Here is a 10737-nt window from a genome sequence, read left to right on the forward strand (position 1 = left end):
ACCTTCACCAGGTCTTCCGCCGTGCGGCAGCGGTCCAGAAGCTCCTTGACGTGGTTGCGGGTGCCGCGCAGCGGTTCCAGGGTGGGCACCCGCTGCAGGGAGTCGCGGCCCGGGAGGTCGAAGATGACCGAGTCCCAGGAGGCCGCCGCGACGTCGTCCGCGTACTGCTCCAGACAGCGGCCGCGGAAGTACGCGCGGGTGTCCTCGGGAGGCTTGGCGACGGCCCTGCGTACGGCGTCGTCGCTGGTCAGCCGCTGCATCTTGCCGCGGGCCGCGAGCCGGTTGTAGAGGCCCTTGTCGGGGCGTACGTCGGCGTACTGGAGGTCCACGAGATGCAGCCGGGCGGCGTCCCAGCCGAGCTGGTCGCGGCGCCGGTAGCCCTCCATGAGCTCGCGCTTGGCGACCCAGTCCAGCTCGCCGCTGAGGCCCATGGGGTCGCGCTCCAGCCGGTTGAGGACGTCCTCCCAGCGGGTGAGCACATCGCGGGTCTGGTCGTCGGCGTCGGCTCCCCAGCGCTCCTCGACGTACTTCCGGGCCAGCTCGAAGTACTCCATCTGAAGCTGGACGGCGGTGAGTGTCCGGCCGCTGCGGAGGGTGATCAGGTGGCCGAGGGTGGGGTCGTGGGAGACGTGGTGCAGGGTGCGGACGGGCTGGTCGACGGCGAGGTCGACGGCGATGAAGCCGTCTTCGATCATGGAGAGGACCAGGGAGGTCGTGCCCAGCTTGAGGTAGGTCGAGACCTCGGAGAGGTTGGCGTCGCCGATGATGACGTGCAGCCGGCGGTACTTCTCGGCGTCGGCGTGCGGCTCGTCGCGGGTGTTGATGATGGGGCGCTTGAGGGTGGTCTCCAGACCGACCTCGACCTCGAAGTAGTCGGCCCGCTGGCTGAGCTGGAAGCCGTGCTCGCTGCCGTCCTGGCCGAGTCCGACGCGGCCCGCGCCGCAGATGACCTGGCGGGAGACGAAGAACGGCGTGAGGTGGCGCACGATGTCGGAGAACGGGGTCTCCCGCTTCATCAGGTAGTTCTCGTGCGTGCCGTAGGAGGCGCCCTTGTTGTCGGTGTTGTTCTTGTAGAGGTGGATGGGCTGGGCTCCGGGCACCTCGGCGGCGCGCTGGGCTGCCTCGGCCATGATCCGCTCGCCCGCCTTGTCCCACAGCACGGCGTCCCGGGGGTTGGTGACCTCGGGTGCGCTGTACTCGGGGTGGGCGTGGTCGACGTAGAGACGGGCGCCGTTGGTGAGGATGACGTTGGCCAGTCCGATGTCCTCGTCGGTGAGCTGGCTGGCGTCGGCGGCCTCGCGTGCGAGGTCGAAGCCGCGGGCGTCCCGCAGTGGGTTCTCCTCCTCGAAGTCCCAGCGGGCGCGGCGCGCCCGTTGCATCGCTGCCGCATAGGCGTTGACGACCTGGGATGAGGTGAGCATGGCATTGGCGTTGGGGTGGCCGGGCACGGAGATCCCGTACTCGGTCTCGATACCCATTACTCGCCGTACGGTCATGCGGCCCTCCTTGCGTGACGGTGGCCCGCCGTTGGACCACCGTTCAAGTCCCGCTGCGCATCCGACCCGTATGCGGTCCCCTCGTCCGCACTGCGCGTGGCGGCGGTATGGAAGAGCCTAGAACGCACAGACTGAAGTGGGGAGATCACTTAGCGGACTTCCTTCTGCGGAGTTGCGCCGGGGGAAACAGCCCGGCTGCGGGGCCCTCGCGGGACCCGCAGCCGGGCTGTTCCGCCTCGCTACAGGTACTGACCGGTGTTGGCGACCGTGTCGATGGAGCGGCCGGTGTCGGCGCCCTGCTTTCCGGTGACGAGGGTGCGGATGTAGACGATCCGCTCGCCCTTCTTTCCGGAGATGCGGGCCCAGTCGTCCGGGTTGGTGGTGTTGGGGAGGTCCTCGTTCTCCTTGAACTCGTCGACGCAGGCGGCGAGCAGGTGGGAGACCCGCAGACCCTTCTGGTTGTGGTCGAGGTACGCCTTGATGGCCATCTTCTTGGCGCGGCCGACGATGTTCTCGATCATGGCGCCGGAGTTGAAGTCCTTGAAGTAGAGGACTTCCTTGTCGCCGTTGGCGTAGGTGACCTCCAGGAAGCGGTTCTCCTCGGACTCCGCGTACATCTGCTCGACGACGGACTGGATCATGGCCTCGACGGCCGCGTCCACGCTGCCGCCGTGCTCGGCGACGTCGTCGGAGTGCAGCGGGAGGTTGGAGGTGAGGTACTTCGAGAAGATGTCCTTGGCCGCCTCGGCGTCCGGCCGCTCGATCTTGATCTTCACATCGAGGCGCCCCGGGCGCAGGATCGCGGGGTCGATCATGTCCTCGCGGTTGGAGGCGCCGATCACGATGACGTTCTCCAGGCCCTCCACACCGTCGATCTCGGAGAGCAGCTGGGGGACGATGGTGTTCTCGACATCGGAGCTGACGCCGGAGCCGCGGGTGCGGAAGAGGGAGTCCATCTCGTCGAAGAAGACGATGACGGGGGTGCCCTCGCTGGCCTTCTCGCGGGCGCGCTGGAAGACGAGGCGGATGTGCCGCTCGGTCTCGCCGACGTACTTGTTGAGCAGCTCGGGGCCCTTGATATTGAGGAAGTAGCTCTTCCCCTGGGGCTTGCCGGTGACCTCGGCGACCTTCTTGGCGAGGGAGTTGGCAACGGCCTTGGCGATGAGGGTCTTGCCGCAGCCGGGCGGGCCGTAGAGCAGGACGCCCTTCGGCGGGCGCAGTTCGTGCTCGCGGAACAGGTCGGGGTAGAGGTACGGGAGCTCGACGGCGTCCCGGATCAGCTCGATCTGGCCGGTCAGCCCGCCGATCTTGGTGTAGTCGATGTCGGGGACCTCTTCGAGGACGAGCTCCTCGACCTCGCTCTTGGGGACGATCTCGAAGACGTACCCGGAGCGGGACTCCAGCAGGAGCGCGTCGCCGGCCCGCAGCGTGGCCTGGAGCAGCGGTTCGGCGAGCCGGACCACGCGCTCCTCGTCGGTGTGGCCGACGACCAGGGCGCGCTCGCCGTCCTCCAGGACTTCCTTGAGGGTGACGATGTCGCCGGCGCGCTCGAACTCCATGGCCTCGACCACGTTGAGCGCTTCGTTGAGCATCAGCTCCTGGCCGCGCTGCAGCTCGTCGAGCTCCACGTTGGGGCTGACATTCACCCGGAGCTTTCGGCCGCCGGTGAAGATGTCGGCCGTGCCGTCCTCGTTGGCCTGCAGGAAGACTCCGAAGCCGGCCGGGGGCTGGGCCAGCCGGTCGACCTCTTCCTTGAGGGCCACGATCTGGTCGCGGGCCTCACGGAGAGTGTTGGAGAGCCGCTCGTTCTGCGCGGAGACCCCGGCCAGGTTGGTCTGCAGCTCGACGATCCGCTCCTCAAGAATTCGAGTGTGCCGCGGAGAGTCGGCGAGCTTCCGGCGCAGGACGGCGATTTCCTGCTCTAGGTAGGCGATCTGGCCGGACGGGTCTTCGGAGCCCCGACCGGGCCGGATGCCGCGGTTCGTGTCGTCGTCGTGGGCTGCCACGGTCCTCACCTCCTCCAGGGGGAGCTGGACGCTTCGACCCTACCTGGGCCGGTGCAGGTTGAAACCCCTAGATCACAAAGACGGTCGGGGTGTGTCCGATCTTCACCCTTGCGCACTCCCTCACGACTGGGGAATACCCACCCATCACCATCTGAAAGCGAACGGTTGCGTAGGCGATACGTTCAACAGCCTTCGGCTGCTGCCTTATTCCGGTCCCCACCCGGTTCCCGGTACGACCATTTCCGTACGCTGATTTTCGGACAGCGACCGGGCGGGGTCAGACGCCGGCGCTGCCGGGCGCGGGCCCGGGGATCAGGGCGAACTTGCCGTCCCGCCACTCCCACTTGACCTTCCGCTTCTGGTCCGGGCAGCAGCGCGGAACCTCGGGGGAGGAGTAGCCGAGCAGCGTCGCGGCAACGGTGCGGCCGTCGACGCGGAGGCCGGTGACCGCCATCCGCTCCTTCTCCGGGACGAGGGTGGCGGCGACCCGGGGCCGGGCTCCGGGGCGCTGGGGAGCGGCGAGCACGAAGACGCCGGAGGGTGGCGTTCCGGCCTGGGCGCGGCAGCGGACGACGGCCACGGTCTCGGCGCTGCCGTCCCCGTCGAAGTCGGCCGTGCCCTTGGCCGTGACCTGCGGTTCTGCGGTACCGGACGGGCCGCAGTCCAGCGGGTAGCGAGCCTTCGCCGGGTCCGGCGCCGCACCGGTGGGCGCGGTGGCGCGGGCGGCGGCGCCGGATGCGGATGGCTGGATCGCGGCGGAGGCCCCGAGCACGGCGGCGAGGGCGGCGGCGGTGGCGACCCAGTGCACGGTACGGGAACGGGAGTGCGGCTGTTCCGTCACGCGAGGTGACTCCTGTGAGAGGCGGGACGCGAGCAAGTGGGGTGCTCAGCATCGTGCCATATGTCACACGTCCGGGGCATGGCGGGGGTGGGCCCGGACGCGCTCCGCGCCGGGGGCAACGCGGCGGCCCCGCCCTCCGGTTCGAGAGCGGGGCCGGGCGGTGTCGCGGGCGGCGCTACGCCTTGCCGCGCTACGCCTTGCCGCCGGACTGGCTGCCGGGCCCGGTGTAGTCCTCGCCGTACGCGCCCTTGGAGGGCCGGCGGCGGCGGAGCGGGGGCTCGACGCCGTCGGCGAGGCGGCGGGCGGTGAGCAGGAAGCCGGTGTGTCCGACCATACGGTGGTCGGGGCGGACGGCGAGGCCCTCGACATGCCAGTTGCGGAGCATCGTCTCCCACGCCTGCGGCTCGTTGAAGGTGCCGAACTCGCGAATGGACTCGACCATGCGTGCCAGCTGGGTGGTGGTGGCGACGTAGGCGCAGAGGATGCCGCCGGGTACGAGCGCCTTGGAGACGACTTCCAGGCACTCCCAGGGCGCGAGCATGTCCAGGATGACGCGGTCGATCTCGGTGTCGGAGAGGTTGTCCTGCAGGTCGCCGACGGTGAGGGTCCAGGCCGGGTGCGGGCTGCCGAAGTAGCGCTCGACGTTCTGCCGGGCGATGTCGGCGAAGTCGGCACGGCGCTCGTAGGAGTGCAGCATCCCCTGGTCGCCGATCGCGCGGAGCAGGAAGGAGCTGAGCGAGCCGGAGCCGACGCCGGCCTCGACGACGCGTGCGCCGGGGAAGATGTCGGCCATGGCCAGCACCTGCCCGGCGTCCTTGGGGTAGACGACGGCGGCTCCCCGCGGCATGGACAGGACATAGTCGGGGAGCAGGGGGCGCAGCGCGAGATAGGCGACGTTTCCGGTGGTACGGACGACACTGCCCTCGGGAGCGCCGATCAGCTCGTCGTGGGGGAAGGCTCCCTTGTGGGTGTGGAAGCTCTTTCCCTCTTCGAGCGTGATCGTGTAGTGGCGTCCCTTGGGATCGGTGAGCTGGACCTGGTCCCCGACCTTGAAGGGCCCGCGACGGCGGGCGGCACCGGTCGGTTCGGACATACGGACAGCCTAGCGGGTCGGCCGGGCCGCCTTCACGGGGAGGGCTTCGCCATGGCGGCGACAAAGGCGCGTTCGACGTCGCTGGTGGCCAGGACGCCGTAGATCTCGCCGGAGTCCTCGACGACCAGATACTCGGTGGCCGGGGTCGCGCGCAGATGGTCCAGCAGCTCCTCGCCGGCGAGCTCGGCGGGCACCCGCATGCCGTCCTTCAGGTCCTGGGCGAGGCCGCTGACCGCCACCCAGGGACGGCGGTGCTCGGGGACGCCGACGATAGCGGCCTCCCGTACGAGCGAGAGCGGGTCGCCCTTGGCGTCGACGACGACGAGCGCGCGGGCCCCGGCCTCGTTGGCGCGGCGCAGCGCCTCGGACAGCGGGGTGTCGGTCTCCACCGGCACGGCGCGGCGGGTGAGGGTGCGGGCCCGCAGCTCGGGCAGGTGTTCGCGCAGCCGGGCCATGCGGAGGCTGTTCCCGGCCCCGGTCCAGATGATGGCGGCGAGGATGGCGGCGAGCAGCGCGTCGGTGAGCGAGTCCATACCGCTGATGCCGTCGCCGGTCACGCCCCAGGCGTGGGTGGCCAGCGGGAGGCCGATCAGCACGGCGATGGCGAGCGCGCGGCCGGTCCAGGCGGCGGCGATGGTGCCGGTCATGGGTTTGCCGCTGAGCTTCCACACAACGGCGCGGAGCATCCTCCCGCCGTCCAGCGGGAGCCCGGGGAGCAGGTTGAAGACGGCCACGATGAGGTTGGAGAGCATCAGGCCGCCGAGCAGCACGCCGGGGACGGTGCCGGGCTCGACGACCCGCATCCCGGCGAAGAAGACTCCGGCGAGGACGAGCGAGAGCAGCGGCCCCACGAAGGCGAGCACGAACTCCCTGCCCGGCGTCTCGGACTCCTTCTCGATCTCGGAGACGCCGCCGAAGAACTGGAGCTGGATGCGGCGCACCGGCAGCTTGAAGCGGAGCGCGGCGACGGTGTGGGCCAGCTCGTGGACGAGGACCGAGGCGTAGAAGGCGACGGCGAAGAACAGCGCGATCAGATAGCGGGTGCCGCCCAGCTCGGGCAGCACGCGGTCGAGCTGGCCGCCGAAGACCCAGGTGATGAGGGCGGCGACGAGGAACCAGGAGGGGGCGACGTAGACCGGCACCCCGAAGGGGCGGCCCATGAGGATGCCGCCGCCGGCGGGCCGGGTCCGCTCCCCGTCCTTGCCGCCGCCGGTCGCCTTGCCGGGCCCGGTCGCCTTGCCGGGCCCGGCGAGGCCGGCGGGCTGGTCCGGCCCGGCATGACCGACGCCCCGGGCGGGCACAGCGGCGTCACCCGGCCGGGTGGTTTCGGCCCCGGCGGAGGCGTCGGGCCCGTCGGCCCCGGCACGTGCGGCGGACGCGGCGGGCTCGTCTGGGACCGCGGCTCCAGGGCTGTCGGGGCTGTCGGGGGTGTCCGGGCCGTCGGGGGTGTCCGGGGTGTCGGCCCGCGCCGGGCTCCCGGGGCCGGACCGCCGGTCGCCGGGGGGCCCGGTTCCGGACGCCGCCGCCCGCTGCGGCCCCGCCGGCGTCTCCCGCCCGGACCGCGGGTCCGGGCCGGGGCCCTCGGGGGGTGCCGGCTCGTCCTGGGCGCCCGGCTGGGCACGCTGGGCGGGCGGAGCGCTCCGGGAGTCGTCCGCGCGGGGCGGACCGTCCGCGGGCGCGGGCGGTCCGGCGGGACGGCGCTCGCCGCCGTCCTCGCCCGGGCCGCTGGTCCGCGGCTTCCCGTCGTTGTCCGTGTCCGCCACGGGTTCCCCTCTGCTGCGGCCCTCGCACCCCGCGCTGTACGCGGTCCTGATGATCATGCGGTACGAGGGGGTCTGTCGTCGATGGTAAGTGTCCGTTGTCGGTGGTGGGCCGTAGGGTCGTACTCCATGAGAACCAGCGCGGCCTCCCCGCCGACCTCGCTGTCGCCTTCCCGGGCAAGTGACTTCATGCAGTGCCCGCTGCTCTACCGCTTCCGGGTGATCGACAAACTGCCGGAAAAACCTTCCCCGGCCGCCACCCGGGGCACGGTGGTGCACGCAGTACTGGAGAGACTCTTCGACCGTCCCGCCGGTGAGCGCAGCGCGCCGCGTGCCCGGTCCATGGTGGCAGGTGAGTGGGAGCGGCTGCTCGCAAAGCGCCCGGAGCTGGCTGAGCTCTTCGCCGGGGACACGGAGGACGGCACGGAGCTGGCGCAGTGGCTGGCGGAGGCGGAGTCGCTGGTCGAGCGGTGGTTCACGCTGGAGGACCCGGCGCGGCTGGAGCCGGCGGAGCGTGAGCTGTTCGTGGAGGCGCGGCTGGAGTCGGGGCTGCGCGTGCGCGGGATCATCGACCGGATCGATGTGGCGCCCTCGGGCGAGGTCCGGATCGTGGACTACAAGACGGGCAAGGCCCCGCCGCCGGAGTTCGCGGACGGCCCGCTCTTCCAGATGAAGTTCTACGCGCTGGTGCTGTGGCGGCTGCGGGGCGTGGTGCCGCGGCGGCTGCAGCTGGTCTTCCTGGGCAGCGGCGACCTGCTCACCTACGACCCGGACGAGGGCGATCTACGGGCCGTGGAGCGGAAGCTGCTGGCGCTGTGGGACGCGATCGGCCGGGCGACGGAGAGCGGGGACTGGCGGCCGAAGCGCAGCAAGCTGTGCGGCTGGTGTGATCATCAGGCCCACTGTCCGGAGTTCGGCGGCACTCCCCCGCCCTATCCGCTCACGATCCAGCCGCGGCTGCCGGAGCCGCGGGCCTCCGGGGAGAGTGTCCCAGGTGAGCAAGGGGCCGCCGGGTCCGGGGAAGGTCCCTAGGTGAGAATGGGGGACGCCCTCAGTGCACGCTGGGAGGCGCCCCCGGCCGCCCGCCCCTGGAGGAGTTCTCGTGGCAATCCGCGTACTGCTGGTCGACGATCAGCCACTGCTGCGCACCGGCTTCCGGATGATTCTGGAAGCGGAGCAGGACATAGCGGTGGTCGGCGAGGCCGGAGACGGCCTTCAGGCGCTGGATCAGGTGCGCGCCCTGCAGCCGGATGTGGTGCTGATGGACATCCGGATGCCGCGGATGGACGGCGTGGAGGCGACGCGCCGTATCACCGGTCCGGCGAAGGACGGCCCGGCGAAGGTGCTGGTGCTGACGACGTTCGATCTGGACGAGTATGTGGTGGAGGCGCTGCGGGCGGGCGCGAGCGGCTTTCTGCTGAAGGACGCGCCGGCCGGGGAGCTGGTGCAGGCGATCCGGGTGGTGGCGGCGGGTGAGGCGATGCTCGCGCCGAGTATCACACGCCGGCTGCTGGACAAGTACGCGACGAAGCTGCCGTCCGGCGAGGAGCCGGTGCCGGACACGCTGCATCAGCTGACCGAGCGCGAGGTGGAGGTCCTGAAGCTGGTGGCGCGCGGGCTGTCGAACGCGGAGATCGCCGCGGATCTCTTCGTGAGCGAGACGACCGTCAAGACCCATGTGGGGCATGTGCTGACGAAGCTGGGGCTGCGGGACCGGGTGCAGGCGGCGGTGTACGCGTACGAGAGCGGGCTGGTCCGGCCGGGGACGCCGTGACGGGGCCCGTCGGGATCTGACGCCGGCGCCCGGCGTGCGGCCTGTGCCGCGCGCCGGGCGCCGGTGCGTGGCGGCGGGCCAGGGTCCGGCCCGCCGGCGGTGCCGTCAGTCGCTCGCGCCGCGGCCGAGCTCCCAGAACTGCAGGACGGAGGAGGAGTTGAGCGCCCACTCGACGCCGGTGATGTCGTCGCGCGCCGCGATGTACTGCTTGCCCTGCCAGAGCGGCAGCACGGGGATGTCGCGGGCGACGATGTCCTGGGCGCGGCCGAAGGCGGTCCCCGCGCGGGAGCGCTCGGTCATCCGCCGGGTCTGCGGGATGATCTTGTCGATCGTCTTGTTCCGGTAGGGCGACCCGAGGAAGTTGTCCTTCTGGAAGAAGGGGGCGGTGAAGTTGTCCGCGTCGGGGAAGTCGGGGTACCAGCCGTAGCCGTACGCCTCGTACTTCTGGCTGGTGGCCCGGGGCTGGAACTTGTTCCAGGGGACGCCCTTGATGTCGATGTCGAACAGGCCGCTGTTGTTGAGCTGCTTCTTGAGGGTCGCGAACTCCTTGGCCGTGGCCGAGCCGTAGTGGTCGGTGGTGTAGGTGAGGGTGAGCTTCACCGGTGTGTCGACTCCGGCCTCGGCGAGGGTGGTTTTCGCGGCGCCGGGGTCGGGTTCGCCGTAGGTGTTGAAGAAGGAGTTGCGGTGGCCCGGGAGGCCGCCGGGGATGAGGGTGTAGAGGGGTTCGGCGCTGCCGCTGTAGACCTTGGAGACGATCTCCTTGCGGTTCACGATCTCGGCGATGGCCTTGCGGACGGCCTTCTTGCCGGTGGTGGGCCCCTCGGTGTTGAAGGTGAGGTAGCGGATCTCCTGGCCGGGCTGCTCGACGAGCTTGATGTTCTGGTCCGCTGCGGTGTCCAGCCGCTTCACCTGGTCGGGTGAGATGCTGCGGCTCATCAGGTCGATGTCGCTGGACTTGAGGGCCTTCTCCATGGCCTCGGGGGTGTCGAAGAAACGCATCTCGATCTTGCCGTTGCGTATCTTCAGATTGCCTTCGTAGTGGGAGTTCCTGGCGAGGGTGGCCTTGTCGCCCTTGGTGTCGAAGTCGTCGAGGGTGTAGGGGCCGGAGCCGACGACCTTGAAGCCCTTGAGGAGCCGGTCCTTGGGGTAGGTCTCGCTGTCGACGATGGCGGCCGCCGGGGTGGTGAGCTTGTAGGGGAAGGTGGCGTCCGGCGACTTGAGGTGGAAGACGACCTCGCGGGCACCGGTCGCCTCGACGCGGTCGATGTTGGCGAAGAGGGACGCGGGGCCGCTGGGGTGTTTGATGCCCATGACCCGCTTGATGGAGAACTCGACGTCCTTGGCGTCGAGTTCGTTGCCGTTGGAGAAGGTGAGGCCATCGCGCAGCTTGCAGCGGTACTGCTCGTTCTGCGCGTCGCTGAAGCCGCAGGAGGTGGCGGCGTCCATCTCCGGCTGAGTGCCGGACCGGGGCAGCCGCACCAGGGTCTGGAACGTGTTGCGCATGACGTTCCAGGTGGCGACGTCGTAGGCGGCGGCCGGGTCGAAGGGGGCCGGCGTTTCCTTGTTGGCGGCGAAGTGGTCCGTTGTGCCGACGACGATGGGATCACCGCCACTGCCCGAAGCGTCCGACCCGCAGGCGGCGAGTACGGGTGCGAGCAGCCCGGCGAGCGCCGGCAGCACCACAGTTCTACGGTTCATGGTCGACGGTCTCCTCATCCGGCCGGGGGTTGTTGCGGAAGGTCGAATGGCCGGTGCACAAACATTAAT

At 70.4% G+C, this 10737-nt stretch carries 8 protein-coding genes; 2 read left to right on the forward strand and 6 right to left on the reverse strand.

Going from position 1 to position 10737, the window contains the following annotated elements:
* The 5 genes from dop to G5C65_RS39445 all read right to left on the reverse strand — a co-directional run.
* Positions 1-1496: depupylase/deamidase Dop (gene dop / locus G5C65_RS21930; RefSeq protein ID WP_165300618.1), on the reverse strand; the 1496-nt coding region annotated here is incomplete at its 3' end.
* Between the two features lie 239 nt (positions 1497-1735).
* Positions 1736-3502 carry a proteasome ATPase gene (gene arc / locus G5C65_RS21935; RefSeq protein ID WP_165300619.1) on the reverse strand — a complete coding sequence of 589 codons (1767 nt, stop codon included), beginning with the start codon at positions 3500-3502 and terminating at the stop codon, positions 1736-1738.
* 277 nt (positions 3503-3779) lie between these two features.
* Entirely contained in the window at positions 3780-4343 is a 564-nt protein-coding gene (locus G5C65_RS21940; protein ID WP_165300620.1) for a hypothetical protein, read from the reverse strand.
* Positions 4344-4533: 190 nt separating this feature from the next.
* Entirely contained in the window at positions 4534-5436 is a 903-nt protein-coding gene (locus tag G5C65_RS21945; protein WP_165300621.1) for a tRNA (adenine-N1)-methyltransferase, read from the reverse strand.
* Positions 5437-5468: 32 nt separating this feature from the next.
* Positions 5469-7199 carry a site-2 protease family protein gene (locus tag G5C65_RS39445; RefSeq protein ID WP_165300622.1) on the reverse strand — a complete coding sequence of 577 codons (1731 nt, stop codon included), beginning with the start codon at positions 7197-7199 and terminating at the stop codon, positions 5469-5471.
* Positions 7200-7325: 126 nt separating this feature from the next.
* On the opposite strand from G5C65_RS39445, the gene G5C65_RS21955 reads away from it, so the two are divergent.
* Together G5C65_RS21955 and G5C65_RS21960 are read left to right on the forward strand one after the other, a co-directional pair.
* The gene (locus tag G5C65_RS21955; protein ID WP_165300623.1) at positions 7326-8228 is read left to right on the forward strand and encodes a RecB family exonuclease; all 903 of its coding nucleotides are present in this window, start codon (positions 7326-7328) and stop codon (positions 8226-8228) included.
* A 70-nt stretch (positions 8229-8298) separates the two neighbouring features.
* Positions 8299-8970 carry a response regulator gene (locus tag G5C65_RS21960; protein WP_165300624.1) on the forward strand — a complete coding sequence of 224 codons (672 nt, stop codon included), beginning with the start codon at positions 8299-8301 and terminating at the stop codon, positions 8968-8970.
* A 105-nt stretch (positions 8971-9075) separates the two neighbouring features.
* Here the strand turns inward: G5C65_RS21960 and G5C65_RS21965 are convergent, their stop codons facing one another.
* Positions 9076-10668, reverse strand: a complete 1593-nt coding sequence (locus tag G5C65_RS21965) for an ABC transporter substrate-binding protein (protein ID WP_206442122.1) — start codon at positions 10666-10668, stop codon at positions 9076-9078.
* Positions 10669-10737: the final 69 nt, after the last annotated feature.

The organism is Streptomyces boncukensis, assembly GCF_011045075.1.
Taxonomy (GTDB): Bacteria; Actinomycetota; Actinomycetes; order Streptomycetales; family Streptomycetaceae; genus Streptomyces; species Streptomyces boncukensis.